The organism is Streptomyces albospinus (assembly GCF_014648695.1).
GTDB lineage: Bacteria > Actinomycetota > Actinomycetes > Streptomycetales > Streptomycetaceae > Streptomyces > Streptomyces albospinus.
Map to the genome: position 1 here is coordinate 100,586 of NZ_BMRP01000007.1, position 26,151 is coordinate 126,736.

At 73.3% G+C, this 26,151-nt stretch carries 26 protein-coding genes; 14 read left to right on the top strand and 12 right to left on the bottom strand.

Translation table 11 applies throughout. The features are described from left to right. Positions 1 to 63 precede the first annotated feature (63 nt). The 4 genes from IEZ17_RS12310 to IEZ17_RS12325 all read right to left on the bottom strand — a co-directional run bounded on the left by IEZ17_RS12310 (position 64) and on the right by IEZ17_RS12325 (position 3,617). Complete coding sequence (locus IEZ17_RS12310; protein WP_189299659.1) at positions 64 to 1,398, bottom strand: LCP family protein; 1,335 nt, start codon at positions 1,396 to 1,398, stop codon at positions 64 to 66. Positions 1,399 to 1,761: 363 nt separating this feature from the next. After that, complete coding sequence (locus tag IEZ17_RS12315) at positions 1,762 to 1,956, bottom strand: hypothetical protein (protein ID WP_189299427.1); 195 nt, start codon at positions 1,954 to 1,956, stop codon at positions 1,762 to 1,764. 200 nt (positions 1,957 to 2,156) lie between these two features. Beyond that, complete coding sequence (locus tag IEZ17_RS12320) at positions 2,157 to 3,122, bottom strand: M56 family metallopeptidase (protein ID WP_189299429.1); 966 nt, start codon at positions 3,120 to 3,122, stop codon at positions 2,157 to 2,159. A 3-nt stretch (positions 3,123 to 3,125) separates the two neighbouring features. Beyond that, the gene (locus IEZ17_RS12325; protein ID WP_189299661.1) at positions 3,126 to 3,617 is read right to left on the bottom strand and encodes a BlaI/MecI/CopY family transcriptional regulator; all 492 of its coding nucleotides are present in this window, start codon (positions 3,615 to 3,617) and stop codon (positions 3,126 to 3,128) included. Positions 3,618 to 3,879: 262 nt separating this feature from the next. Between IEZ17_RS12325 and IEZ17_RS12330 the strand changes: the two genes are divergently transcribed. Beyond that, the gene (locus IEZ17_RS12330; RefSeq protein ID WP_189299430.1) at positions 3,880 to 4,455 is read left to right on the top strand and encodes a TerD family protein; all 576 of its coding nucleotides are present in this window, start codon (positions 3,880 to 3,882) and stop codon (positions 4,453 to 4,455) included. 64 nt (positions 4,456 to 4,519) lie between these two features. Here IEZ17_RS12330 and IEZ17_RS12335 read toward each other — a convergent pair whose 3' ends face one another. Beyond that, complete coding sequence (locus tag IEZ17_RS12335) at positions 4,520 to 4,975, bottom strand: tellurite resistance TerB family protein (protein WP_189299663.1); 456 nt, start codon at positions 4,973 to 4,975, stop codon at positions 4,520 to 4,522. A gap of 271 nt (positions 4,976 to 5,246) precedes the next feature. Here IEZ17_RS12335 and IEZ17_RS12340 point away from each other — a divergent pair, with 271 nt between their 5' ends. The 4 genes from IEZ17_RS12340 to IEZ17_RS12355 all read left to right on the top strand — a co-directional run bounded on the left by IEZ17_RS12340 (position 5,247) and on the right by IEZ17_RS12355 (position 7,706). After that, a complete protein-coding gene (locus IEZ17_RS12340; protein WP_229852182.1) occupies positions 5,247 to 5,474 on the top strand; it encodes a hypothetical protein in 228 nt (75 codons plus the stop codon). Next, on the top strand, positions 5,471 to 6,457 hold the full coding sequence (locus IEZ17_RS12345; protein WP_189299432.1) for an acyl-CoA desaturase: 987 nt from the start codon (positions 5,471 to 5,473) through the stop codon (positions 6,455 to 6,457). The genes IEZ17_RS12340 and IEZ17_RS12345 overlap by 4 nt, the downstream gene beginning before the upstream one ends. Next, the gene (locus IEZ17_RS12350) at positions 6,454 to 6,891 is read left to right on the top strand and encodes a DUF5994 family protein (protein ID WP_189299433.1); all 438 of its coding nucleotides are present in this window, start codon (positions 6,454 to 6,456) and stop codon (positions 6,889 to 6,891) included. The genes IEZ17_RS12345 and IEZ17_RS12350 overlap by 4 nt, the downstream gene beginning before the upstream one ends. Positions 6,892 to 7,196: 305 nt before the next feature. Next, entirely contained in the window at positions 7,197 to 7,706 is a 510-nt protein-coding gene (locus IEZ17_RS12355; protein WP_189299434.1) for a DUF6344 domain-containing protein, read from the top strand. Between the two features lie 346 nt (positions 7,707 to 8,052). On the opposite strand, the gene IEZ17_RS12360 is transcribed toward IEZ17_RS12355, so the two are convergent. The 3 genes from IEZ17_RS12360 to fabI are packed head-to-tail and all read right to left on the bottom strand — an operon-like array spanning position 8,053 to position 10,790. Next, positions 8,053 to 9,531 (bottom strand): class I adenylate-forming enzyme family protein, encoded by a 1,479-nt coding sequence (locus tag IEZ17_RS12360; RefSeq protein WP_229852183.1) that lies wholly within the window; start codon positions 9,529 to 9,531, stop codon positions 8,053 to 8,055. Next, a complete protein-coding gene (locus IEZ17_RS12365) occupies positions 9,528 to 9,986 on the bottom strand; it encodes a MaoC family dehydratase (RefSeq protein WP_229852184.1) in 459 nt (152 codons plus the stop codon). Before IEZ17_RS12365 ends, IEZ17_RS12360 begins: the two co-directional genes overlap by 4 nt. A gap of 33 nt (positions 9,987 to 10,019) precedes the next feature. After that, positions 10,020 to 10,790 (bottom strand): enoyl-ACP reductase FabI, encoded by a 771-nt coding sequence (gene fabI / locus IEZ17_RS12370; protein WP_189299436.1) that lies wholly within the window; start codon positions 10,788 to 10,790, stop codon positions 10,020 to 10,022. A gap of 319 nt (positions 10,791 to 11,109) precedes the next feature. Between fabI and IEZ17_RS12375 the strand changes: the two genes are divergently transcribed. Further along, on the top strand, positions 11,110 to 11,355 hold the full coding sequence (locus tag IEZ17_RS12375; protein WP_189299437.1) for an acyl carrier protein: 246 nt from the start codon (positions 11,110 to 11,112) through the stop codon (positions 11,353 to 11,355). Between the two features lie 533 nt (positions 11,356 to 11,888). Next, complete coding sequence (locus IEZ17_RS12380; RefSeq protein ID WP_189299438.1) at positions 11,889 to 12,497, top strand: 4'-phosphopantetheinyl transferase family protein; 609 nt, start codon at positions 11,889 to 11,891, stop codon at positions 12,495 to 12,497. Positions 12,498 to 12,523: 26 nt separating this feature from the next. Here the strand turns inward: IEZ17_RS12380 and IEZ17_RS12385 are convergent, their stop codons facing one another. Next, entirely contained in the window at positions 12,524 to 13,801 is a 1,278-nt protein-coding gene (locus IEZ17_RS12385) for a helix-turn-helix transcriptional regulator (protein ID WP_189299439.1), read from the bottom strand. A gap of 368 nt (positions 13,802 to 14,169) precedes the next feature. Between IEZ17_RS12385 and IEZ17_RS12390 the strand changes: the two genes are divergently transcribed. Next, positions 14,170 to 15,453: an aldehyde dehydrogenase family protein gene (locus tag IEZ17_RS12390; protein WP_189299440.1), complete on the top strand. Its 1,284-nt coding sequence runs from the start codon at positions 14,170 to 14,172 to the stop codon at positions 15,451 to 15,453. Continuing rightward, on the top strand, positions 15,450 to 17,189 hold the full coding sequence (locus IEZ17_RS12395; RefSeq protein WP_229852186.1) for a thiamine pyrophosphate-binding protein: 1,740 nt from the start codon (positions 15,450 to 15,452) through the stop codon (positions 17,187 to 17,189). Before IEZ17_RS12390 ends, IEZ17_RS12395 begins: the two co-directional genes overlap by 4 nt. Positions 17,190 to 17,412: 223 nt before the next feature. Here IEZ17_RS12395 and IEZ17_RS12400 read toward each other — a convergent pair whose 3' ends face one another. Both IEZ17_RS12400 and IEZ17_RS12405 read right to left on the bottom strand, forming a co-directional pair. After that, positions 17,413 to 18,249, bottom strand: a complete 837-nt coding sequence (locus IEZ17_RS12400) for an ABC transporter permease (RefSeq protein ID WP_189299442.1) — start codon at positions 18,247 to 18,249, stop codon at positions 17,413 to 17,415. A 34-nt stretch (positions 18,250 to 18,283) separates the two neighbouring features. After that, on the bottom strand, positions 18,284 to 18,943 hold the full coding sequence (locus IEZ17_RS12405; protein WP_189299444.1) for a DUF1707 SHOCT-like domain-containing protein: 660 nt from the start codon (positions 18,941 to 18,943) through the stop codon (positions 18,284 to 18,286). 474 nt (positions 18,944 to 19,417) lie between these two features. Between IEZ17_RS12405 and IEZ17_RS12410 the strand changes: the two genes are divergently transcribed. Then, positions 19,418 to 20,662: a helix-turn-helix domain-containing protein gene (locus IEZ17_RS12410; RefSeq protein ID WP_189299446.1), complete on the top strand. Its 1,245-nt coding sequence runs from the start codon at positions 19,418 to 19,420 to the stop codon at positions 20,660 to 20,662. Between the two features lie 94 nt (positions 20,663 to 20,756). Here the strand turns inward: IEZ17_RS12410 and IEZ17_RS12415 are convergent, their stop codons facing one another. Beyond that, positions 20,757 to 20,936 (bottom strand): DUF5708 family protein, encoded by a 180-nt coding sequence (locus tag IEZ17_RS12415; protein ID WP_189299448.1) that lies wholly within the window; start codon positions 20,934 to 20,936, stop codon positions 20,757 to 20,759. 419 nt (positions 20,937 to 21,355) lie between these two features. Here IEZ17_RS12415 and IEZ17_RS12420 point away from each other — a divergent pair, with 419 nt between their 5' ends. Genes IEZ17_RS12420 through IEZ17_RS44420 form a run of 4 tightly spaced genes read left to right on the top strand, consistent with a single transcriptional unit; the run spans position 21,356 to position 26,135 of the window. Beyond that, the gene (locus IEZ17_RS12420; protein WP_189299451.1) at positions 21,356 to 22,624 is read left to right on the top strand and encodes a beta-ketoacyl-[acyl-carrier-protein] synthase family protein; all 1,269 of its coding nucleotides are present in this window, start codon (positions 21,356 to 21,358) and stop codon (positions 22,622 to 22,624) included. Between the two features lie 14 nt (positions 22,625 to 22,638). After that, positions 22,639 to 23,325, top strand: coding sequence for a GNAT family N-acetyltransferase (locus tag IEZ17_RS12425; RefSeq protein ID WP_189299452.1), 687 nt, complete (start codon positions 22,639 to 22,641; stop codon positions 23,323 to 23,325). Further along, positions 23,322 to 26,048 carry a class III lanthionine synthetase LanKC gene (gene lanKC, locus IEZ17_RS12430; protein ID WP_189299453.1) on the top strand — a complete coding sequence of 909 codons (2,727 nt, stop codon included), beginning with the start codon at positions 23,322 to 23,324 and terminating at the stop codon, positions 26,046 to 26,048. The genes IEZ17_RS12425 and lanKC overlap by 4 nt, the downstream gene beginning before the upstream one ends. A 9-nt stretch (positions 26,049 to 26,057) precedes the next feature. Then, on the top strand, positions 26,058 to 26,135 hold the full coding sequence (locus IEZ17_RS44420; protein ID WP_373299802.1) for a class III lanthipeptide: 78 nt from the start codon (positions 26,058 to 26,060) through the stop codon (positions 26,133 to 26,135). Positions 26,136 to 26,151: the final 16 nt, after the last annotated feature.

Below are 26,151 nucleotides of genomic sequence, written 5' to 3' on the forward strand. Positions count from 1 at the left end.
GGCGGGCGCCCGCCGCGGTGCGCTCCGGATCGGGCGAGCCGGAGCGCAACTGCGCGGCAGGCGTCAGCTGTTGGCCGTGGTGAAGTCCGGCCCGATGGTCAGCGTCACCGTGCCCGGTGACGCCTGCGCCGACTCCGCGGCCTTGGTGCCCGGCAGCCGGGCGGCGAGCACCTCGCCCTGGGTCTTCAGGGAAGCCGGGTAGCTGATGCTGGTCTTGTCCGTGGTCGGGGCGTTGCCGGTGGAGACGACGGTGAAGCCGAGCTTGCGGAGCTCCTCGGCGGCGGTGGCGGCCCGGCCGGGCGTGCCGGTGCCGTTGAGGACCCGGATCCGGACGGAGTGCGCGGTCACCGGGTTCTTGGCGGCCTCGGCGAACTTGGCCTTCCCGGCGGCGCCGACCTCGTGGTCGTGGGCCAGGTCGCTGAACAGCTCACCGGCCTCCGGGTACTGCCAGATCACGTTGGCCTTGTCGCTGGGGACGTCCGCCTCGCGCGGATAGGTGGGCACGGTGAGGAAGGTGAGGCGGTCGGAGGGGATGTCCTTGACCGTGGAGGCGAGGTCGGACAGGGGCGGGATGCCGGCCAGATCCTTGTCCGTGGTGAGGGACTTGGTCGCCGAGTCCAGGAAGCCGTAGAGATCGGTCGGGCTGGTGAGCTTGGACTGGGCCTTGGCCGCGAGCGCCTTCATGAACTCCTGCTGGCGGCCGATCCGGCCGAGGTCGGAGCCGTCGCCGACGCTGTAGCGGGTGCGGACGTAGCCGAGCGCCTTCTCGTCCTTGACGGTCTGGCAGCCGGCCTCCATGTCCAGTTGGGCCTTCTTGTCGTGGATGGCGTGCTTGGGGCAGACCTCGATGCCGCCCAGCGCGTTGACCATGCCCTTGAAGCCCTCGAAGTTGACGGAGACGAAGTGGTCGATCCGCAGCCCGGTGTTCTTCTCGATCGTCTTGATGCTGCACGCCGCGGCCTTGCCGACGTCGCCGCTGAGCCCGCCGATCGAGAACGCCTCGTTGATCTTGAAGTGGTGCGGTGACGACTGCCCGCCGCCGCCCTTGTCGCACTCCGGGATCCGCACCCAGGAGTCCCGCGGGAAGGACACCGCGGTGGCCCACTTATGGTTCGCCGCGATGTGCAGCACCATCAGGGTGTCCGACTGCATCGTCGTCAGGCCGCTGCCGTACTTGCCGCCGGTGCCCGCCCGGCTGTCGGAGCCGACGACCAGGATGTTCTTGGAGCCGGGGCTGAGGTTGACCGGCCGGTCGCCGCCCAGCGTGGAGCCGACGTCCGCGCCGGTGATGTTGCCGTCCAGGTGCTGGTACACCCACGCGCCCACCCCGGCCGTGCCGAGCAGGACGACGCCGACCACCCCGCCCGTCCAGGCCAGGATCCGGCCGCGCCGGGTCATCCGGGTCTTCCCGGCCTTGCGGCGCTCGGCGCGGGTGACGCCGTCCGCGGCGAACGCGTCGTCGTCCGCCGCCGCGCGCCGCCCCGAGCCCCGCCCGCTCCCGTCGCCGCCGCCCCGACGGGCCGTCTGCCTGTGCGTCTGCCTGTCATGCACGCCGATGGCCCTTCTGGTCCTTCTGGAGCTGGTCTTGCCGTACGAGGGGGTGCGCGGAAACGGAGTCGCGCGGGCGTCCGGGGATGGCCGCGTATCTGGAAACGCGCGTGTATCCCAGCACCGGCGCGGGTACGGGACAGGGCGTGGTTTCCGTGGCCGGGGACGGCAGCAGCGGCGATCCGGGGCGGGGCGGGTGCCCGTGCGGGCGGCTCAGATTCCCGTGGTGGGCAGGAGCCGTACGGACTCCGGGTCGTAGCGGAGCCACCGCGGGCTGGTGCCGGCGGGCACGGTGCGCAGCAGGCACCACTCGTCGCCCGCGGCGTCCGTCCACCAGGCGCTGATCCGGCCCAACTCCCAGGCGCCGTCCGGATATTGGACCTCGACTGGCTGATAGACCCATCGCACCTCCGCTTCTGGAGGCGGGCTGTCCCAGGTCAGGGGTCCGCACCTCGTCGCCATCTCCCCCTCCGGCCGCGCCCGTTGCGCATGTCAGGCGCAACCCTACCGGCAACTTCTACAACGCTGTAGAAGTTGGCTGGTGTGCTACGGATCACAGATCGGTGTCCGCCGCGTGGCGCGCTGGAGAGCCAGGCATCAGTGTGCCCTCACAAGGGCGTTGCCGCCTTCAGAACGAGGAACAGGGCTACCGCTGCGTTCAGCGAGGACAGCGCGGAGGCCGCCGTGCCCGCCGCCGCGACCAGCGCGGCCAGCCCCGCCGGGGTCAGCGCCGGCGGCCAACTGCGCGCCGACGGCACCGGTCCGAGCAGCGCCGCCACCCGCCGCGGCACCGGCCCCGGCTCGGGCGCTGCGAACTGCGCCAGCCCCGGATACGGCGCGGGCCGCGCGATCAGCGCCGCCTTGCCCACGGCCCGCGCGGTCAGCCGCCGGTCGCCGACCGCCCGCGCCGCCTCCTCGTCCGCCCAGCGCTCGGTGCTGAAGGCGACCGCCGAACGCAGCGGCAGCAGCAGCGGATTGACGCAGCCGGCCAGCCGTACGGCGAGCAGATAGCGGTGGTGGCGGCAGTGCAGATGCGCGCGCTCATGGGCGAAGAGGGCGCGCCGCTCGTCGCCGTCCAGACTGCGCAGCATGCCCCGGGAGACCGCGATCCGGCCGGGCCGGGCGGGCCGCCCCGGCCGCGCGGGGGTGCCGGGCACGGCATAGGCGTACGGATCGTCGTCCGGCAGCACCGCGGGATCGGCGCCGGCCGGCAGCACGTCCAGCGCGCCGTGGGTCCGTGCCCGGATGCGGCGGTCGCGGCGCAGCGTGCTGCCGACCGCGGTGAGCGCGGCGGCCAGCGCGAGGATCGCCGCGGTGCCGGCGATCTCCGCATGGGGCACCGCGGACCGGACCTCCGGGTCCGACCAGCTGTCCGGCAGGGGATTGCCGGGCAGTTGGGCGGTGCCGACGACCACCAGCAGCCCCAGGCAGAGCGTGCTGCACAGACCGAGGACCGCGGCGAGCAGGGTCAGCAGGCGGGTGGTGACCCGGGGGTGGAGATGCTGCTCCGCGAGCCGGGCGATCGGCAGCGTGCAAAGCGGCAGGACCAGCGGCAGGAACACGAAGACGCCCACCGGTCAGCCCCCGCGCGCTTCGTCCGAGGGGTGATCGGGACCCGCTCCGGGGCCGGGGGCTGCATCTTCGGCGTCCTCGCCGTCCGCACCGTCCTCGACGCGGTCCAGGAGGCTGCGCAGCAGTTGTTCGTCATGTGCGGACAGCGCGGAGACGAAGCTGGTCAGTACGGCGTCCCGGTCCGGTTCGCCGTCCAGCACGCGGCGCATCCGCAGCGCGGCGAGCCCGGCCTCGTCGGCGGCCGGCGTCCAGACGTACGCCCGGCCGGCCCGCTCGCGGGTGACCGCTCCCTTGGTGTGCAGCCGGGACAGGATCGTCATCACGGTGGTGTACGCGAGCCCGTCGCCGAGCCGGTCCTGGACCCAGGCGGCGGCGACCGGGCCCGGTGCGCGGTGCAGCGCGGCCAGGACCTGGGCCTCCAACTGCCCCTGCCCGCGCCGGATCCGGTCCCGCCCGGGGCTCTGGCCGAGGGCCTTCCCGAAAGGGGTGCCGCCCATCTCGTCGCCTCCCGTCGCACCGGGCGTCCCGGCCGTCCGGGACACCCCGGCATTTTACGGCGCGGAGCCCGCCCGGCCAGGGCCGGTGCCGGTCCGGTGGTGCAGGGCCGCGCGCGGATCGCGGCGGTTGCGCCGCGCGGCGCAGATCCCCGACGCCGGCTTCTACACTCCTGTAGTTTTTCTGGATCACCGCCGGAAAACGGGCAACACCGGACGATACCGGCACACCATCACGCAAACCGGCACCACCTGGAGGGAAGCCATGGGAGTCTCGCTGGCCAAGGGCGGCAATGTCTCGCTGTCGAAGGAGGCGCCCGGTCTGACCGCGGTCTCGGTCGGCCTCGGCTGGGACGTGCGGACGACCACGGGTGCGGACTACGACCTGGACGCCAGCGCGCTGCTGTGCACCGACGGCGGCAAGGTCGCCTCGGACCTGCACTTCGTCTTCTACAACAACCTCAACAGCCCGGACGGTGCGGTGCAGCACACCGGCGACAACCTGACCGGCGAGGGGGAGGGCGACGACGAGACCATCAACGTCAGCCTCACCGGCGTCCCGGCCGAGATCACGAAGATCGTCTTCCCGGTGTCCATCCACGACGCGCAGAGCCGGGGGCAGAGTTTCGGCCAGGTTCGCAACGCGTACATCCGCGTCGTCAACCAGGCGGGCGGGGCGGAGCTGGCCCGCTACGACCTGACCGAGGACGCCTCCACGGAGACCGCGATGGTCTTCGGCGAGCTCTACCGGCACGGCGGGGAGTGGAAGTTCCGCGCCGTGGGCCAGGGTTACGCCTCCGGGCTCGCGGGCATCGCGGCGGACTTCGGCGTCAACGTCTGAGCGGGTCCGGCCGCGCGGCAGGGGAGCGGGAGCCCGGTGGGGCGCCCGCTCCCTTCGTATGCGGTCAGAGGTCGAACTCGGCCGGGGCGATCCCCAGCGCGAAGCACACCTCGCGCACCAGTGCCCGCTCGGTCGCGTCGAAGTCGCCGTCGGCGCCGCCGATGACGATGCCGATCTGGATGACCGCCCGCGCCTCCACCGGCTTCTTCTTCGCCTTGCCGACCTCCTGGAGCACCGCGACCCTGCCGAAGTCGAAGTCGGCGGCGAGCTTGTCCAGGTAGCCGTCGAAGCGCCGCTGGAGATCGTCCGCCGGGAAGTTCCGGAGCACCTCGTTGGTGGCGATCAGCTGTGCCACCCGCCGCCGCTCCGCGGCGTCGACGGTGCCGTCCGCGGCGGCCACCAGGGCGCATATCGCCATGCTCGCGTCGCGGAAGGCGCCGCTCTTGAGGTCGTTCTTCCTGGCGACGAGCTGGGTCTGCATCGTCTGCGCGGAATCCTTGATCCGGTCCCACAGCGCCATCTGGATCTCCTCGACTGGTCGGGCGGACGGCATCCGGAAGCCCTGCGTGAGGCGAGCGTCAGGCATGCTTCCGGTATGCCATTGGTCATGCAGAAGTAAAATCTACCGCCCTGTGGAAGGTGCGCGGACGCCGCCCCTCGTCGCCCTGCCCCGCTTTGGTGCGCTATGCGGCACCACCGCGGGGTACCGTGGGAGGCGTCGTCGAAATGCGAAGAATGCCGAGGAAATTCCGAGATCATCTGGGATATCCGGAAGTATTCGGGTGAGCACCATGCAGACCTTCTTGAGCTTGATCGTGCTGCTGGCCCTGGTCGCGGTGGGCGTGCTGTTCCTCGCCCGGGTCAATGCCCAGCAGGCCGGACGCCCCAACCCGCACCGCTATGCGCACATGTGGGAGTCGTTCCAGCAGCGGCTCCACAAGCACCCGCACGGCGCCCACCCCGGACCGCATCCGGCGGGCCCGCCGCCATCCTCCCGGGACACGGGTCACGAGCGGTGACCCCGACCGCCGGCCACGTTCCGTCGGCGAAGGAGTACGACGGGACGTCACCGTTCCCCGATACCGGCCCCGACCCGCGGCCGAGCGGCGGCCGGAGGATGTATGTCGCGGTCACCGGCATCATCGTCGTCGCCCCGTTCGTCGGCCTGGCCGTCGCCATCCCGCTGCTGTGGGGCAGCGTCGTCCACCTCGCCGATCTGCTGCTGGCCCTCGTCTTCTACGTCGTGACCGGCCTCGGCGTCACCATCGGCTTCCACCGCGGCCTCACCCACGGCAGCTACACCGCGGCGCCCGCGCTGCGCGTCGTGCTCGCCGTCGCCGGATCGCTGAGCTTCCAGGGCGACGTCATCGACTGGGTGGCCACCCACCGCCGCCACCACGCCTTCACCGACCGCCCCGGCGACCCGCACTCCCCCTACCGCTACGGCACCAGCCTGCGCGGCCAGCTCCGGGGACTGGTGCACTCGCACATCGGCTGGCTCTTCGGCAACGACCCCACCCCGCACGACCACTACGCGCCCGACCTGCTCGCCGACCCCGCCATCCGCGCGGTGGACCGGGCGTTCCCCGCGCTGTGCCTGCTCACGCTGGCGCTGCCGTTCGCCCTGGGCTGGGCCCTCGGGGGCACCTGGGTCACCGCCCTGACCGCCCTGCTGTGGGCCGGCTTCATCCGGATCGCGCTGCTCCACCACGTCACCTGGAGCGTCAACTCGCTCTGCCATGTGGTCGGCGACCGGCCGTTCCGCACCCGGCGCCACGACCGGGCGACCAACCTGTGGCCGCTGGCCCTGCTCTCGTTCGGCGAGAGCTGGCACAACCTCCACCACGCCGACCCGACCTGCGCCCGGCACGGTGTCGACCGCGGCCAGATCGATGTGTCCGCCGCGGTCATCCGGCTCTTCGAACGCCTCGGCTGGGTATGGGACGTGCGCTGGCCGGACCCGGCGCGGGTCGCGGCCCGTCGCGTCAGGAGCCCCGTATGACCACCGCCCCCGGGGGCCGTGCCCCGCATCCCGATCCTCCCCGGCACCACGCGCCGCTGCCCGTCGCCCGGCTGGCCATCGCACCGCACAGCGCGGTGACCCGGCGGATCGACGGGGTCTGGTGGCCGCACTCGGCCGACCTGGTCACCGAACTCCCCGAGCTGCTGGCCGCGTTGCCCTTCGACTGGCCGCGGATCACCCATGCCACGGTGAACGGCGCCGGCTGGCCCGCGCTGCCCGGCAGCATCCTCGTCGCCGGCCATGTCGTCCGCCTCCGCCGGACCATCAACCGCTCCGGCCCGGACACCGTCTGCCTGGTCTCCACCGGCGTCGGCCGCTGGGACCTGCTGATCATCCCGCCCACGACCCCGGAGCCCACGGCGGTCCGCATCATGGCGGAAATGTCCCGATCCGGCGAGCCGGCACCGGCCTGACACCGGTACCTGTCCGGCGCCGCGCGGTCTGCAAGAGGCCTACCCCGGGGATCCACCGTGCGCATCCGCTGACGCTCAGCCGCGCCCGCCCCCGGCCCCCGCAGCCGGCCGCTCCGCCCCTGCCCGCACCCCCCGGGCCAGGGGTTTCGCGGGTCCGGCTACTGCGGACGGGTGGTGTTCATCAGAAGAACGCCGATCCGGGGGCGTCGGTCCGTGAATCCTCCCATTGCGTACTCATCATAAGAAAACGCAACAGAAGGAACGCGTGGATCCCCCAGTGGGGTCCCGACCGAAAGAGAGGGATCATGGCTGCGACCAAGGTCATGAAGTTCTGGGCGGCGTGCCTGGCCGTCCTCGGCAAGCTGCTGGCGTCACTGGGTGTCTCCGCCGCGGCATCGGCGGCCCGCCGCGACGCCGCGATCTACGAGCGCACCCTGGGCAGCACGGACCCGGGCCCGGCGACCCCCAAGGCGGTGACCGGCAACGAGCCGGATCACGATCCCGCGGTGACCCCTGCCGCGGAGCCGGTCCGGCCCCTCGTGCCGGCCGCGCGCACCGCACCGCGGTACGGCCAGTCCGGCTCCGTCCGGCTGATGCACCCGCTGCCGTCGCTCCCGCCCACCATCAAGCAGCGCATCGGCGCCGAGGCGCACGGATCCTCGCCCACCTCGCGTACCGCGCGCACCCGCGTCTTCGCCGGCAGCGCTCCGCTGTACAGCGCTCCCGCCGATGCCGCACTCCACGGCGGCAGCGCCCCGGTCACCCCGCTCATCCCGGCGGCCCGCGACCGTTCGCACAACGCCCGTGCCGTCTGAGCCGGGCGGACGCGTTGCGCGCAGGTCGGGACCGCTGGTCGTAGCGGCCGAACGCCGCGTACCAACTCCGCATCGCAGCACCACGGTTGACGTTCACGGGCAGCCCCGGACGGACGCAGCACACCTTCGTAGGACGCACGGCAGCACCCACAGCAGCACGCACGGTACGACGTAGCGCAAGACGTGCGGCAGAACACGGAGAAGCAGCCGCAGAAGCAGCCACAGCAGGACCCACAGCAGGACCCACAGACTTTGATGTGACGTTGCACAGGACGTCGCGGGCGCGAGGGCAGGACACCGCAGCCATCCGCCGTTTCACGTGAAACGGCCGGCGGCCGGGGTCCGTTCAGCCCCCCGCACCGGGGCCCGGCCCCGGCGCCAGACCCAGGAGCGCACGCAGCGCACGGGTGTCGGTCTTTCCGTTCGCGGTGAGCGGGAAGTGGCCCACGACATGGACGGCGTTGGGCTGTTCGTACTCCGCGAGATGCGGGGCGAGCCGCCGGCGCCACGTGAGCGGGGCCTCGCCATCGGGGTCCGCGACGACGAAGTGCAGCGCACTGCCCCGGCGTTGGTCCGGGACGGCCAGCACCTTGACCGGCCGCCCGCAGGCCTCGGCGCGGCGCTCCAGGCTCTCGGGGTAGAGCGTGAAGCCCAGCCGGTGCACGGCCTGATTGCGGCCCACGACCCGTACGATGCCGTCCGCGTCGACGCTGCCGAGGTCGGCCGTCGGATACCAGGCGTCCGGGTCGACCGGTGTCAGCGAGCCGTCCTCCTGGAGGTAGCCCGCCATCAGCCCCGGGGAGCGCACCTCGATGCCGCCGAGTTCGCCGGGCGCGGCAGCGGTGCCGTCGGGGCGCATCACGCGCAGCCGCACGCCGGGCAGCGGACGCCCGCAGCCGAGCGGTGCGTCGGGGGTGGCCAGCGCGACATTGCCGAGTTCCGTCAGGCCGTAGCCGTCCAGCAGCGGGCGGCCCATCGCCGTGCGGAAGGACTCGGCCAGCGGGGCGGGCAGCGGCGCGCCGCCGACGCCCCAGATGCGGACGCCCGCGAGGCCGGCGCGGACCTCGGGGCGGCGGCGCAGTACGCCGAGAAGCGAGTGATAGGTGGACGGGGCGGCGTCGACGGCGGTGGCGCCGTGCGCCGCGGCCTGCTGCACGGCCGCGTCGATCCGCTGGTAGGGGGTGACCAGCAGGGTGCAACGGGCCAGCCACCACAGCAGGATGACGGAGAGCCCGTACTGGTGGGAGAACGGCAGCAGCGGGGCGAGCACGTCATCCGCGCGGTAGCCCATGGCCTGGATGGTGCGCTGCGAGTTGTCGAGCACGGCGCGGCCGGGCTTCACCACGCCCTTGGGCCGCCCGGTGGTGCCCGAGGACCACAGGACCAGCGCGTCGGGGCGGTCGAACCAGCGGGTCAGGTCGACGGCGGCGGGCGGCAGCTGCGGGGCGTCCGCGGCGAGCCGGGGGTAGTGGACGACGCGGTGGGCGGGGAGGCCGGGGAGAGCCGTGGTGGTGCCGGCGGTGACCAGCCAGTGGGCGTGCGCCTGCCGGGCGGCGGCGCCCGCGTCGGCCGCGGAGAGGCGGTGGTCGAGCGGGACGAGGGAGGTGTCGAGGTGCATCAGGGCGAGCAGCGTCACGACGTAGTCGACGCTGTTGTCGCCCTGGACCAGGACCCGGTCGCCGGACCGGATGCCGAGTTCCCGTAAGGCGTGCGCGGCGGCGTGGACCCGGCGGTCGAGGGTGGGGCCTTCAATGCGGGCGGTGCCGTCGACGAGGCGGGCCGCACTGACCGGCGGGGCGAGCGTGGTGGCGATGGTGTCGGTCATGAGTGTTCCGATCCCGTGGGGTCGAGGGGGCGCCGTTCCGGTCCCCGCGGCACGGCGGCGGGGCACAGCAGCGAGGACGTGGTGGTGGCCACCCAGGTGCCGTCGGGGGCCCGGAACTCGCTCTCCAGCGTGAGGAGTCGGCGCCCGGCGAGGGTGCTGGCGGCGGTGACGCGGACTGTGGCGTGGAGGGTGTCGCCGGCGTGGACGGGGCGGGCGTGGCGCAGGCTCTGGGCGCGGTGCACGGCGCCGTCGGCGGTGCATCCGGCCCGGTCGCGCAGCAGCCGGTCCTCCGCCTCGGCGGTGAGGGTGGCGAGGTAGCCGGGCGGCGCGATGACGTCCGGGTGGCCGAGGGCGCGGGCGGCGGCCGGGTCGGTGTGCGCGGGGTGCGCGGTACCGCCGAGCGCCGCGGCGTAGGCGGCGATCCGGGCCCGCTCGATGACGTACGTACGGGTCACGGCCCCGCCCGCCGGTCTCCCGTCCATCGGCGGTCAGTCGCCGATCATGTGGTGGCCGCCGTCCGCGTGCACGATCTCGCCGGTGGTGGCGGGCAGCCAGTCCGACAGCAGTGCCAGGCAGGTCCGGGCGACCGGCTCGGCGTTCTGCGGGTCCCAGCCCAGCGGGGCGCGGCCGGCCCAGCCCTTCTCGAAGGACGGGCCGTCGCCGCCGATACCGCTCGCGGCCAGGGTGCGCAGCGGTCCGGCGGCGACGAGGTTGGCTCTGATGCCCTGGCCGCCGAGGTCGCGCGCCAGGTAGCGCGAGCACGCCTCCAGCCCGGCCTTGGCGACGCCCATCCAGTCGTAGCCGGGCCAGGCGCGGGAGGCGTCGAAGTCCACGCCGACGACGGAGGAGCCGGGCCGCAGCAGCGGGCGGCAGGCCATGGTCAGCGCCACCAGGGAGTACGTGGAGGTGTGCAGGGCCTGGGCGACATCGCGCCAGGGGGCGGTGAGGAAGCCGCCGTCCAGGCAGCCGGCGGGCGCGTTGGCCACCGAGTGCAGGACGCCGTCGAGCCCGTCGAGGTGGGCGCCGACCCGTTCGGCGAGGGTGCCGAGCTGCGCCTCGTCGGTGACGTCCAGTTCCACGACGGGGGGTTCGTCCGGCAGCCGGCGGGCGAGCCGGGCGACGAGGGACGGCCGGCCGTAGGCGGTCAGCACGATGCGGGCGCCTTCCTGCTGCGCGAGCCGCGCCACGGCGTAGGCGATCGAGCTCTCTGTGATCACTCCGGTGATCAGCAGCCGCTTTCCGTCGAGCAGACCACTCATCGCTCCTCCGTCTGACTCATCCTGACTCTTTCCCGACCCCGGAGTCACCGGACACAACTGAGAACGCGCCCGAATCCAGCGCCATGACAGCGGCCTGACAGGTCGTCAAGCCAATCATTGACAACATATCCGACCTCCAGTTGACTACAATAGTCAAGCAGAGTCAAAAGAATGACTGACGCGCGCGGGCCTCGTCACCGCGCGGCGACCGCACCCGCACGCCCACTCCGGGCGCGGGTGGCGACCGCCCTCCGTACGCACCCCCAGGCCGATGCCCCACCCCGTCAAGTCCCCTTCCACCCAAGAGAGGTGAACCGCCATGACACGCGAAGAGATCGTTGCTCAGCTCGCCGAGATCCTGAACGAGGTGGCCGGCGTCGTGCCGGCCGAGGTGACCGAGGAGAAGTCCCTGGTCGAGGAGCTCGATGTCGACTCCCTGGCGATGGCCGAGGTCATCGTCGTCGCCGAGGAGCGCTTCGGCATCGAACTCCCCGAAGAGGAGATGAAGGACATGCATACCGTTTCGGACATGGTGATCCGGGTGGAGAAGCGGCTGGCCTCCTGAACCCCGCCCGCTGTCCGCGGCGTTCCGGCCGGGCCGCGCCGGCCCGCCGGAACGCCCCTTCCGCAAGGGATTTGAATAACAGTCAGTGAATTGCGCCCAACGGCCGGGTGGCGCGCGGCCGGTCGTCAAGGCGTGACACGCCGTTCCGTCGCCCGGGTTCAAGTTGGCGAAATCTGGTAATCGCAGTCAGTAAACCGGAGTTGATTTAAGTCGGCACTTGTTGACTCAGGCATAGACCAGGGTTACCTTGAAGATCGCCAGAGAGTAATTGATATCGACTCAGTGCACTGCTTTCCCGGACGTGAACGGCCGGAGAAAGGAGACAAGGTGCGAGGGGATTTATGCGGGGGGATGAGCCCTTCTGTGGCGCGCATACGCTCGACCGAGCGAACGGACCCGCCGACTCCCCCTGGTGGGAGGGTGGTTGGGCATCGGATCGGCAGGATGAATTAGCCGACGGCTACTTGCACGTATTCGCGCCGGATGCCGCGGATATGCACCGGCCGGCCGTTTTACTGGATTTCCTGGCGCGATTGCTGCAATGCTCCGCGGACGATATTTCCCTGACCCGCGACGACTTCGGGCGCCCGGTCTCCGCCGAACCGCCCGGGTACACCGGCTGGCCCCCCGGAGCCCGCCTCTGCCTCGCCCTCGGCGACGATGCCGGTCGCCGGCTGCTGGCCCTGGCCCGTGATGTCCCGGTGGCCCTCAGCGTCCACACCGTGCCCCGCGGCCCGGTCAGTGAACTGCTGCTGCCCTTCACCGCGTTGGAGCGCGAATTCGTCCGCCGGGCCCCGGCCGAACGGCGGGCGCGGCGGCTGGCCCGGCTGTGGACCCGTAAAGAAGCCGCCCTCCGGCTCACCGGCCGGGGCGGGCTGGCCACCGCGGACGAGATCGACGCGCTGGGCGGGGCGCGGGAGGCGGACGGGACCGTTGCCCTGCCGGTCTCCGTGACGCGGTCCGGGGGGTCCGCGTACGGCGGTGGCGCTCACGGAGGCACCGCGCACGGCGGGCTCGCCTACGTACGGGAGCTGCCGGCCGGGCCGGGCCGGGTGGCCTGCGCGGCCACCGCCGCCCCGGTGCCCGGCGTGCGGCTCTGGGGGCCGTCCGCCCTGGACTCGCGGCCCGTTCCCGGCAGTTGAGCCGCGGGGGCGGCGACGCGGCGGCCCTACGGCATGATCACCGCATGCGGGTCCGGCCCCTCGCCGCCGCGTTCGCCGGCGCTCAGTTCGCGCCAGGTCTCCAGCGCCAGCCGGAACGCGCCGGCCCTCTCGTAGCCGGCCGCGGCGGCCTTGAAACCGTCCTCGGCGGCTGCCGCGTCGCCGGCGGCGCGGTGCGCGCGGGCCCGGTAGAGCGTGCACCGCGCGCGGTCCAGCGGGGACAGCTCGCCGGCTTCCAGGTCGATCGCGGCGGCGTGCCCGGCAGCCGCCGCGGGGTCGCCGTGGCGCAGCGCGGCGGCGGTCTCCAGGACGGCGAGCCAGCTCCGCGCGCCGGGCGTGGCGACCAGCGCCGCGGCCTGCCGGGCGCGCTCCACGAGGGCGTCCGCGGCGTCCTCGGGGCCCGCGGTGAGCGCCAGCAGCGTACGGGAGCGGCCCAGCCGCAGCCGGAGCCGTACGCCGTCGGTCTCGGCGATCAGCTCGTCCGCCTCGGCGAGGAGGGCCAGCGCCCGGTCGGGGTGGCCGCCCAGATACTGCGCACCGGCCGCCGCCCACAGGGCGCTCGCCCGCAGTTCGCCCGCGGGCAGCGGCGCGACCTCCGCCCGCAGCGGCGCCCCGAGCTCCTCGGCGCGGCTCCACTCACCGCTGTCCACGGAGGCGGAGAGCAGCGCGACCTGCGCCTGGGCCCGCTCCGGGCGGCCCGGCTCCAGCTCGCCGGTGACCCGTACGGCCTCCTCGGCGAAGCGGACGCCGTCGGAGAGCCGGCCGGCGGCGCGCAGCAGCTGGGCCAGCTCGATGGCGACCCGGGCGTGCAGGACGGGCGCGGAGCGGGTGAGCGGGTCGTCGAGCAGCCGGCGCAGCGCCGCCTCATGGCGGGCGGGGTCGTCGAGCCGGCCGAGGACCGTGGCCAGCTCCCAGCGGGCCTCCCAGCGGACCTCGTCCTGGTCGGCGCCGTCGGCCTGCTCGACCACGGACTCCAGCTGGCGCAGCGCCGCGGACCAGTCGCCGGCCAGCTGGCTGGCCCGGGCGGCGACCAACTGGCCGACCAGGCCCAGGCGTTGGGCGAGCCGGTCGGCCGGCTGCTCGGTGGCGCTCAGCGCCTCGACGGTGGTGCCGAGCCGTTCCGCGATGGACCGGGCGATCTTGGCGCCGGGGATTCTGCGGCCGTTCTCGACCAGTGAGACATAGCTGGGGGAGAGGTCGCCGCCGGCGAGGTCCCCCTGGGACAGACCCTGAGCGCGCCGGACCTCCCGCACTCGCTTCCCGAAAGCAGGCTGCTCAATCGTCAAGAAAATCGCTCGCAGTTGAGTTGGGGGGACGGACAGTGACGGTCGGTGGACGGCGTTGCGCGGTGTGGTGACGGTGAGTCTACTCACCGGGCCGTGGCGCGGTGCGGCCTGTGGACGGCCGGGCGCGGGCCGGATGGGTGCCCGGCCGCGGCATCCGTGGCCACCGTTGAGTCATTTTTTGTCATGGAGATGTTAGGGGGAAGGTCGCCCTGGTCGACGCGCGGGTGCCGGGAAGGCGCGCATGTCCTGGGGGTTCTGCTGCACTACCTCTTGTCATGTTCTCTGGTTGCATGCAATGACTCTGCTTGACAATAAATGACAATTGGCTGACGCTGACCCTCCATGGACTACGCCCCGAGGAGGGACACATGAGCTCCGCTCCCGCATGGCCGACCGTGGCCGCCGAGCCGGAGGAGGCCGACCGCACCGAAGGCCGTGGGGAGGGCGGCGCCGAAGGCGGCAGCGAGCGCCGGCGGGCGGCGGCGTTACGCCGGGTCCGGGACTTCCTGGTGGCGGACGGCGGCGCCGTGCACGAGCTGCTGTGCGAGATCTCCACCCACCGCGCCGCGCGCTACGAGATCGAGTCGACCATCGCCACCCTCGACGGAGCCCTGGACGAGGTGGCCGCCCACCGGCCCGGCCGGGTGCCGCGGCTCGCCGCGTTCATGCCGTCGAACGTCATCCTCTACTCCTACGCCCTCTACCTCCTCGTCCCCGCGCTCTACGCCGACGAGCTGGTCTTCCGCCCCTCCAGCCGGGTCAAGGACCAGATGCGCCGGCTGCACGCGCTGCTCGCCGAGCGGCACCGGCTGCCGATCGCCCTCAGCGGCGCCAGCCAGCGGGAGTTCCTCCGCGAGGAGGTGCTGCCCGCCGACGTCGTGGTGTTCACCGGCGCCTACCGCAACGCCGAGCAGATCCGCGGCCAGCTCTCCCCGGGGCAGCTCTTCCTCTTCCTCGGGTCGGGCGTCAACCCGTTCGTCGTCGCCCCCGGGGCCGATGTCGCGCAGGCCGCCCGGGACGCGATCGCCATCCGGGTGCTGAACACCGGTCAGGACTGCCTGGGCCCGGACCTGTTCACGGTCCACGAGTCGCTGCTCGGTCCGTTCGTCGACGCGCTGGTCGGCGAGCTGAAGGGCCTGCGCTACGGCCCGTACTCCGACCCGGACGCCGACTTCGGGCCGATCTTCTACGAGGACGCGCTGGAGGAGGCCGCCCAGTTCCTCGCCCGCAACCGGGCCGGCATCGTGCACGGCGGGCACGTCGACTTCCGTACCCGGAGGCTCGACCCCACGGTCGTCGTCGGCGAGGAGGTGAGCCCGCGCACGCACGTACCGGAGTTCTTCGCGCCGATCTTCAACGTCGCCGGCTACCGCGACCAGGACGCCCTGGCCGCGACCCTGACCACCGGCATGTTCACCGAGCGCGCCCTGGGCTCCAGCGTCTACGGCGACGCCCCCGAACTGGTCGCGGCGCTGCGCCGGCGGACCACCGTCACCGTCGACACCACGCTGCTGTCCATCGACAACGGCAACGCGCCCTTCGGCGGCTACGGCCGGATGGCCAACTACATCTCCGACGGCCACGAAGTGCGCGCCGAGCCGGTGCTGATCTCGCAGGCCGTCGCCGCACACCGCCCGGGAGCCGCCCGGTGACCCCGCAGACCTACCCCAGCGCCTGGGCGGCCGTCGCCGACCATCTGCACCACTTGGGCACCGGCGCGGTGTTCGGGCTGCCCGGGGACGACATGGCGCCGCTCGCCGAACTGGAGCGCGCCGACACCCCCGTCGTCCTCTGCCGGGACCAGCGCAACGCCGTCTTCATGGCGACCGGTTATGCGCTCGCCGCCGGTCGCCCCGGCGTGTGCGTGATCGGCAAGGGCCCGGCGCTGACCAATGCGCTCACCGGTGTCCTGGAGGCGCGTTCGGCCGCCGCCCCGCTCCTCCTGATCGCCGACGGCACCCGGCTCGACCGGCTCGGCACCGGCGCGTTCCAGGAGCTGGACCAGCTCACCGCGGTCCGCCCGTACGTCAAGTGGGCGGCCCGCGTCGACACGCCCGAGCGGCTGCCCGCCACCCTGGAGAAGGCCGCCGCGCTCGCCGTCAACGGCACCCCGGGCCCGGTCTACATCGAGCTCGCCGAACAGCTGGCGGACCGGCCGGTGACCCGTACCGGACCCTGGCGCAACGCCGCGCCGCAGCGGTTGGCGCCCGACCCGGACGCGCTGGCCGCCACCGCGCGCCGGATCGCCGCGGCCCGGCGCCCGCTGCTGCTGGTCGGCGGCGGCGCCCGGCACCGCAACACCGGCCGGCGGATCGAGCGGCTGGCCGAGCGGCTGGGCGCGGGCGTCTTCTGCACCGCCTCGGGCCGTGGCACGGTCGCCGAGGACCACCCGCTGTACTGCGGCGTCAGCGGCCTGTACACGGTCGCTCCCGCGGACGCGCTGTGGCGCGAGGCGGATCTGGTCATCGCGCTGGGCAGCCGGCTGGAGGAGACCGCGACGTTCGGCTGGCCGGACGCGGAGGCGGGCGAACTCCCCGTCATCCAGGCCGTGTTGGGCGAGGACGGGCTGTCCATGGAGCGGCCGGGGGCGTATGTCCTCGGGGACGCCGGGCGGATCGTCGACGGCTGGACGGAGCTGCTCGCCGGTCACGAGACGGGCACCGGGTGGCCGGACCGGGTCCGGGCGGTACGGGCCGGACTGGCCCGGCGGGCCGCGGACCGCACCGCGGAGGCGGAGAAGGCGGCGCCCGAGGGCACCGTTCCGGTGGCGCGGGTGCTGTCCTCCCTGGACCGCGCGGTCCCCGCGGACCGGGTGCTCGTCCAGGAGAACGGCCTCCAGGACATGTGGTCCTACTACTTCCCGCACGGGACGCTCGGTGCGGGCGGCGGGTCGGTGGTGCCCAGCGAGCAGACGCCGCTGGGCTTCGGCGCCGCCGCCGCGGTCGGCGTCCGGCTGGCCGGGCCCGCCGGGCGCCCCGTGGTGGCGCTGGTCGGCGACGGCGCGTTCCACCTCTTCCGGGCCGAACTGCCGTCCGTCGCCGACGCGCGGGCCGCCGTGCTGTACGTCGTGCTCGACAACGGGGGCTACGGCTGGCTCCAGTCCAACCTGGACCGGGTCTCCGGCGAGGGCTCGCGGTTCGCGTTCACCGTGGCGCGCCCCACGGGCACCGAGGGCCTGGCGGCGGCCTACGGGCTGGGCTACCGGCGGGCGACCGACGCCGGTGCGCTGGACGCGGCGCTGGCAGCCGCCTGGCAGGAGGTCGCCGGCGGCACCGCCTCGGTGGTGGAGGTGGCGGTCTCGCTGGCCGACACCCCGCCGGGGATGGCCGGTTCGGCGGGCGACTTCCCGGAGCGGGAGGGCGCGGAGGAGGACCCGGGCGGCGGATGAGCGCGGCGGCCGGCGCCGCCGATAGCGCGCGCCCGCCGCCGCCCGCCGCGCTGTGGCCCGGCGGTGTACGTCGTCCACGTCGTACACCGCCGGGCCTTGTGCGTGCCCCGCCCCTGCCGGCCACGGGGGAAGCCGGGCGGGGGCGGGGCACGTCTTCTTCGTACGGAGGGGGCCACGCCGCGGCGTGCCGGGGGTGGGTGCCGCCGCTCCGTACGGGTCCGGGTCAGGTCTTCCTGGCGAACTTGGCCAGGGCGATCGGGGCGGTGACCGCCGTGAGGCCCACCGACCACAGCACCGTCCAGGTCACCGGGCCGGCCACCGGGCCCTCGCCCAGGGCGAGTCCACGGGCCGCGTCGGCCATGTGGGTCAGGGGGTTGAGGCGGGTGAAGCCTTCGAGCCACGCCGGCATCGTCGTCGGCGACACGAAGATCGAGGAGCCGAACTGGAGCGGCGTCAGGACCACCACCGACAGCCCCTGGACGGCCTGGGCGCTGCGCAGCGTCAGCCCCAGGAGCATGAAGACCCACACCAGGGACGTGCCGAACAGGGCGGTCAGTCCGATCGCGGCCAGCAGGCCGGGCCAGCGGCCGGTGAAGTCGAAGCCGAGCAGCGCGGCGACGGCCAGCAGGACCGCGATGGCGACCAGCATCCGTCCGGTCTCCACCACGACCTTGGCGACCAGCACCGAGGAGCGGGCGATGGGCAGGGTGCGGAAGCGGTCCATCAGGCCGGTGCGGAAGTCGTCGTTGACGCCCGTGCCGACCGCCATCGCGATGGTCATCCCGAGGATCACCATCAGGCCCGGCACCAGGAACGCCAGGTACTGCGTGCGGTCGCCGCCGGCGCCGAGCACCCCGCCGAAGACGAAGACGAACAGCAGCGTCAGCACGACCGGCATCAGCAGCGCGTCGGTCATCGACTCCGGGTGCTGCCGGATCTGGAGGAGGCTGCGGCGGACCAGCGCGCCGATGTGCCGCAGATGGGACCGCACCGGGATGCGGCCCTCGGCACGCCGCGGGGCGGCCGGCGCGGCCTGCGGCAGGGCCTCGTACGACGTCATCGCTGCTCCTCCCTCGGATCCGGCGGCCGGCGGCTCAGGCCCCGCGCCGGCGCTCGTCGAGCCACTTCTGCCAGTACGTGCGCCGGTCGCTGCTGGGGTGGGCGACGACGATGTCGCCGAAGACCGCGGAGCCGGTGATGCGCACCAGCGGGGTGACGGACTCCGGGCCGGAGTGCGCCCGGGTCAGATCGCGCAGATCGCCGAAGAGCTTGCTGCAATTCAGCTCGACCCGGACGCCCTCGGGGAGGAGCAGGTGGACATCGCCGAGCACCGCGCGGGCCGAGATGGTCAGTTCGCCGGTCGTCGGGGCCGGGGAGGAGCACAGGTCGAGGGTCAGATCGCCGAAGACGGCGGTGGCCTCGATGCCGTGCTCCAGGGCGGGGCTGCTCAGCGTCAGGTCGCCGAACACCGCCTTGAACACCCGCTGTCCGGCGGAATCCGGGGAGGGCTGCGGTGCGGTGGCGGGCAGATCCTCGCCGACCGACGCCAACTCCTCGCGCGTACGGGCCAGATAGGCCGCCTCATAGCGCTCGGCCAGTTCCTCCAGCGTCAGCCGGCCTTCCGCGGTGGCTTCCCGCAGCCGCTCGATCATGTCCTCGCGCTCGGCGTCCGAGGCGAGTACCGAGGACTGCCGGGGCGCGGGCGGAACGGGCGCCGGATCCTTGTGCAGATCGGGGCGTTGGGGCTGCGTCATGGGAGGTGCCTCCGCTGGTCGGGCGGTAGTGGTGCGGGAGCCGCGAGGCTCCCGCGCGGTCTCATCCGACCACGTCACAGGGGGTGCGGACATCGGCGTCCGGTACTACATCGAAAGGTGCAGACGGCGGTGGCGGGCACCCGGTTCGGCCTACCCGCCGGCCGGTTCCGGCGGACGCGCGGGCGCTGCGCCGCGTCTGCCCCGCCTCTCCCCGGGGCTCCCCGTATTGATCCGGACTCCATTGATCCGGCTCCTGATCCAGACCTTTCGGGTCCTGATCCGGGCCCTGATCCGGGTCCTGCGAAATGATCTCGTCATGGCTTGGTGAAGCCCTGTGTGAAGGCGGGTGAAGAAAGTAAAAAGCGTGTCGACTTCTTCTTGACTACTTGGTAAAGTAGCCCGCGCTCATTGTGACTCGGGATTTGGCTAGCCGACCACAGTCATCAAACCGTTCGAATCCGGAGGATTTGTCGAATGCCTGAGCTGGCGGACACCGGGAGGCGAATCAAAGAGCTCCGGGTCGGCGCGGGAATGACCCAGCATGATCTCGCCGGGTCCGACATGTCCTCCAGCTACATCTCCCTCGTCGAACGCGGGAAGCGCATTCCCAGCGGCCGGGCCCTCAAGATCCTGGCCGAACGCCTCGGGGTCGGCGTGACGGAAATATCCGGCGGCGCCGAGCCGGCCGAATCCGGCGGCCGGGTCCGCCGGCTGGACCTGGTCGGCCGATTGGTCGCGGCCCGCCGCCAATGGGAGGGCGGCGACGCCGAGGGCGCGCTGCGGGAATTCCGCACGCTGGCCGAGACCGAATCGGCCGGCCGGCAGGACGACGTATATACCGAGGCGCAGCTCGCCATTGCCGAAATACTGGGCTCACTGGGCCGCGCCGACGAAGGCGCGGCCGTCCTGCTGCGGATGCAGGACGCGCTCGCCGCGGCGCCGTACGCCGAGGCCCGGCTGCGCGCGCTGATCGCGCTCGCCGACCTGCTGGAGTCGGCCGGCCGGGTCCAGGACGGGCTGCGCTATGCCCTGGCCGCCTCGCTGGAATCCGACCGGGCCCCCGGCACCGGCTTCCACTCGCTGCTGGTCCTCGACGTCCTGACCCGCTGCGCCTACTGGAGCGGCTGCGCCCACTGGGCCCCGGACGCCGACCGCGGCCGGCCGCCCGCGGACGGGGTGCTGCCCGGGCCGCGGGCCGGCATCGATCTGCACCGGGCGCTGGACCTGTGGGACCGCGGCGAGGCGGACCGGGCGGCGGAACTGCTGGCCGACACCGCGCGGCGGGTCACCCCGGCCGCCGGCTTCCGGCTCTGGGAGAAGATCAACGGCCACTACGCGCTGCTGCTGCTCGGCCGCGGCGAGCGGACGGCGGCGCGCAGCATCGTGGAGCGCGGGCTGGTCGTCGCCTCCGTGGCGCAGGAACCGGACTTCCCGCTCTGGCTGACGACCGCGGAGGCGGTCTGCGCGGAGGCCGCCGGCGACCGGGCGCGGGTCCGGGCGCTGGGCGACGAGCTGGCCGCGCTGCCCGATACCGGACGCAGCCACGAGAAAGCCGCCGCGCTCCTGGAGATCGCGGCGGCACACGAGCGGCTGGGGGACCGGGAAAGGGCGGCCGGTTACTTCCGGTATTCCGCCGAGCTGTTCCGGCGCGCCCAGGCGTTCCGGCACGCCGACCGGGCCCGGGAACGGCTCGCCGATCTCCTCGAAAAGCGGAACTGACGCACGCCGCGGAGAACCGCAGTCCACCCGGGCGGAGGCCGGAGCAGAAACTGCCAAAAGCGCCGGCCGTGCCGCAAATGCCGCCATTTCGACGCTATTTATTCGACTTCTTTCCCAGCCCCAGTAGCGCGAACAGCGCCTCCGCGCCGCCGACGATGGCCAGGACGAGTCCGGCCTTGTGAAGTGAGATGATCGGCGTCTCGACTTCCTTTGTGGTCAGCCACAGGATGACGCCGACGATCGCCAGAAAAATGCCTACGGCAATACCCTTCATGAGTTCCCTCGTCCCTCGTTGATGGTGCCGGAGCTGGTTGACCGCTCCAGCGTCCCGTCCGGCCCGGTGATGCGGATCATCCGCAGGTAGGCACTTTCCCCGGCGCCTCCTGTCACTTTCTATGTACGCCGGGCCCTACCCGAGGGCGGGCGCACGGGAGCGGACACGGGGCGCGGCGGTGGCGGCAGCCGGCGCACCGCCCTCGCCGGACGCCCCATCAGTCAAATTTCATGACTCTGTCAGTCATGTAAAGGGTGGCGTTTCCGCTGGTAGGCGGGGTTCTGGCCCCCGTTGACCTGGTCTATCGACTGACTCTGCCGCGGCGGAGCCGTTGACAACTCTCTGACTCAGCTGTCATCTTTCTGGTCATGAGGGCGCCCCAGTCGTGACAAGGGGCAGAAAAGTAGGAGGCGGGTTTCATGGAGTTACGGGCAGCGGATCGGCGGCGCGTCGTCGTCACCGGCTGCGGCGTGGTGTCCCCCGTGGGCAACACCACCGCGGACTTCTGGGCCGCTCTCCTGGCCGGCCGCAGCGGCGTCGGCGCCGTGACCCGCTTCGACGCCTCCGGCCTGCCGGTGCGCATCGCGGGTGACGTCAAGGACTTCGACCCGACCGCCGACGGTTCCCTCACGCCCCAAGAGGCCCGCCGCAGCGACCGGTTCACCCGGTACGCGGTGGCCGCCGCCGCCCAGGCGCTGCGCGCCGCCGGCCTCACGCCCCCGGACGGCATCGACCCGTACCGCTTCGCCGCGGTGATCGGCTCCGGCTACGGCGCCGCCCCCGCGATCCAGCAGCAGTACGACGTCCTCAGGGAGCAGGGCCCGCGCCGGGTCTCCCCGTACCACTCGGTGCTCACCGCGATCGACCACCCGGCGAGCCTGCTGTCCATCAAGTACGGCATCGCCGGCCCCAGCAACGCGGTCTCCGCGGCCTGCGCCACCGGCGCGGTGGCCATCGGGGAGGCGGCCGAGCTGATCCGGCACGGCCGCGCCGACATCGCACTGGCCGGCGGCACCGACGACTCGCTCACCGCCGTCGACCTGGCCGGCACCGCCAACGCCAAGGCCCTCTCCCGCCGCAACGACGACCCCGAAGGCGCCAGCCGGCCCTTCGACCGGGACCGGGACGGCTTCGTGATGGCGGTCGGCGCCACCGTACTGACGCTGGAGGAGGCCGGGCACGCCGAGCGGCGCGGCGCCCCGATCCTCGCCGAGGTGGCCGGTTACGCCGCGACCACCGACGCCCACCACGCCACGGCCCCCGACCCGACCGGCGCCGGAGCCGTCCGCGCGATGCGGGCCGCGCTCGCCGACGCCGGCCGAAACCCCGAGGACGTCGGGCAGATCAGCGCCCACGGCACCGGCACCGTCCTCAACGACCGCATCGAGGCCGCCGCGCTGCGCGAGGTGCTGGGACCCGACACCCTGCGGCGCATCCCGGTCACCGCCGTCAAGAGCATGACCGGGCACATGCTCGGCGCCTCCGGGGCCGCCGAGGCCGCCGCCGCGGTGCTCTCGCTGCGGGACCGGGTGATCCCCCCGATCCGCAACTGCGACCACCCCGGGGAACCCGATCTCGACCTGGTCACCAAGGGCGCCCGCGACTGGGACGGAGACGTGGTGCTCAGCAATTCGTTCGGCTTCGGCGGCCACAACGCCGTACTCGTACTGGCCCGCTACAGCGGCTGAGGAGGGAACGCACCGTGCAGGGACGACTGGTGACCTTGGAATGGCCCGGCGACGACGACTGGGCGGCGATCGCCTCCTGGCTGCGGCCCGGCTCGCCGGCGGCCGTGATGAGCGGCGACTGGGAGCTGCTGGGCGCCGCCGACGTCGAGCAGGCCAACCGCTCCGGGCGGGTCAGCCACATGGTGATCCGCACCCATGACGGCGAACGCATCGGCACCGTGAGCTACCAGCGCACCGGGCGGATCGGCGGCTACTCCGTCGGCGGCGCGATCGGCACCCCGGAGCTCTGGCGCCGCGGCTACGGCGCGGAGGCCGTGGTCCTCCTCGTCGACTACCTCTTCCACCAGCTCGACGCGCACCGCGTCCAGGTCACCACCGCCGCCTACAACAAGAGCATCATCCGGCTGATGACCAAGACCCAGTTCGTGGTCGAGGGCATCCTGCGGGACCACTGCTACCTCGACGGCGCCTACCACGACGCGATCGTGTGGGGGATCCTCCGGGACGAGCACTACGCCTCGCTCAAGCCCAGCGCCACCAACCGCGTACTGGCCGTCGGGCTGGAGGACTTCGTGCCCGAGGACGACAAGGTCCAGGCCCGCGAGATCCTCGCCGGGCACCTGGCGGCGACCGGCCGCAGCGCGGTCGCGGCCTTCCTCGACACGGCGGCGCCGGCCGGGAACGAGCGGGGTGCCGCATGAGAGACGGCGCCGAGAGCTTCGCCCTGGCCGACCGCACCTTCTTCGACTGGCCGGGCAACTGGGACCTGGAGGCCACCCGCTTCCCGGCCCCGCCGCTCCCCGAAGGCTGGACGCACGACGAGAACGAAGCCTGGTCCTTCTGCCGCCCGCCCCGGGACGCGAACCGCCAACTCCCCGACCAGGGCTGGAAGATCCACGTCAGCGCGGCCCCCGAGGACGCCGAGCGCACCCTCGCCGACGTCGCCGACTACTGCGTCCGGCACGGCCTGCTGTTCAAGTACCTCAAGAGCGCCAACGTCCTGCGCGCGCTGAGCCGCAAGTACGCCCAGCGCTCCTCCGCCGGCAAGCTGCTCACCGTCTACCCCGTGGACGAGGCGGACCTGGCCCGCACCCTCGAAGGGCTGGACGCCGTCGTCGGCGGCCGTCCCGGGCCGTACGTCCTGACCGACCTGCGCTTTCGCGAGGGCCCGCTGTACGTCCGCTACGGCGGCTTCCGCGCCCTCTACATGGAGGACGTCGAGGGTGGCGGCGACCTCGTCACGGCCGTGCGGCGACCCGACGGCACCCTGGAACCGGACCGCCGCACCCCCGTCTTCCACACCCCCGACTGGGTCCCGCTCCCGGACGTCCTCAAGGACTCGCTGGCCGCCCGCCAGGCCGTGGACGACTTCCCCTACCGGATCACCGGAGCGCTGCACTTCTCGCACGGCGGCGGCGTCTACCGCGCCGAGCCGGCCGGCGAGCACGCCCTCGGCGCGGGAGCGCCGAGCGTCGTCCTCAAGGAGGGCCGCCCCTACTCCGGTACGGACGGCGTCGGCCGGGACGCGGTCGCCCGGCTCGCCCACGAGCACCGGATCCTGACCACGCTCGCCGGGCTGCCCGGCATCCCCCGCACCTTCGGCACCTTCGAGGTCCGCGACCACCTGTTCCTGGTCCTGGAGGACATCGAGGGGCAGGACCTCCAGTCCTGGCTCGCCGGCGTCTACCCGCTGACCGTGCCCGAGCCCGACGAGGCGGCCGTGGCCGCCCACCGGGACCGCGCACTGGCCCTGTTCGGCCGGATCGAGGCGCTGGTCGCCTCGGTGCACGGACGCGGCATCCGCATCGGCGACCTGCACCCGGGCAACTTCATCATCCGGTCCGGCGACATCCCGGTCCTCCTGGACTTCGAGGTGGCCGACGCGATCGACCGGGCCACCCCCAGCAGCCTCGGCGCACCGGGCTTCCACCGGGCCGACGCCACCGGCGCGGACGGCGACCACTACGCACTCGCCGCCATCGCCCTGTGGCTGTTCCTGCCGCTCGCCGCGCTCGGCGGCCTGTCCCCCGACAAGGCGCCCGCGCTGCTCGACACCGCGGCCCGCCGGTTCGGCCTCCCGGAGGACCTGGTGGCCCGGCTGGCCGGGCAACTCGCCCCGGCCGCTCAGCCGGCCCCGGCAGCCCAGTCCGGCGGTGCCCCGCCGCGCGCCCTGGCCAGTGCCCCCGGCCCCTTCCCGGGCCCGGACCTGATCGCCTCCCTCGGCCGCGGGCTGCGCGACAGCGCCACCCCGCACCGCACGGACCGGCTGCACCCCGGCGACTTCGCCCAGTTCGCCGAGGGCGGCGCGGGGTTCGCGCACGGCGCGGCCGGCGTCCTGTGGGCCCGGCACACCGCGCTCGGCGACCGCGACGCGGACCACGGCGCCTGGCTGCGGGCCGCCGCCGACCGGGTGCCGGCCGAGCGGATCGGCTTCTACGACGGGCTGCACGGCATCGCGTACGTCCTCGCGGAGCTCGGCGACGAGGAAGGGGCGCGCCACGCCCTGGACCGCGCCGAGGGGCAGCTCGCCGTACGGCACTGCCCCAGCCTCTACCGCGGACTGTCCGGCGCCGGCCTCAACCTGCTGCACTTCGCGGAGCGTTGGGCGGACGACACGGCACGCGCCACGGCCCTGCGGCTGGCCGACCGGGTCACCGACCGGCTGGCCGCCGCCCACCGGGAGCCCGTCGAGCACAAGCGGCGGACCGGTTCCCGGCACGCCGGGGGGCTGATGTACGGCTGGTCGGGACCGGCGCTGTTCCTGCTCCGCGCCCACCAGGCCACCGGCGACGCCCAGTTGCTGGACGAGGCGGTCCGGGCCGTCCACCGCGACCTCGACCGCTGTGCGTCAGGACCGCAGGACACGCTCCAGGTCGACGAGGGGTTCCGGCTGCTGCCCTACCTGGACAACGGCAGTGCGGGCATCGCCCTGGTGGCCGCCGAACTCCTCCGGCACCGCGACGACGACCGGATCCGCGCGGCCCTGCCCGGCCTGCTGCGGGCCTGCTCCTCCGACTTCGTCATCGAATCGGGGCTGTGGGGCGGACGCGCCGGACTGATCGGCACCCTCGCCACCCTGCGCGAGTGGGTCCCGCTGCCCGCGGCGGACGCCGAGCGGCAGTTGCACCGCCATCTGGCCAATCTCCAGCAGCACGCCATGACGCTGAACGGCGCGACGGTCTTCCCCTGTGACGGCCGGGCCCGGATCTCCATGGACGTGGCCACCGGCGGGGCCGGCGTACTCCTGGCCCTCGCCGCCGCCGAACGGGGCACCCCACTGCTCCCGTTCCTCACCGACTCGCGTTCCGCCGCGGCCGTTCACCCGGCCGTCCCGGAGCGCGCCCGCGGCGCCCACGGCGCCGCGACCCCCGCCGTCCCGTCCGGGCCGGAGGGCACCGCGGACAACGGAAGGGAGGTGTCGTAAATGACCATCATGGACCTTCAGGGCATCGAGGTGCCGGCCGAGCGTGAGGCTCAGGCGCTGGGCTCGACCGTCAGCACCGGCTGCTGACGCGCCGCCAGGTGTC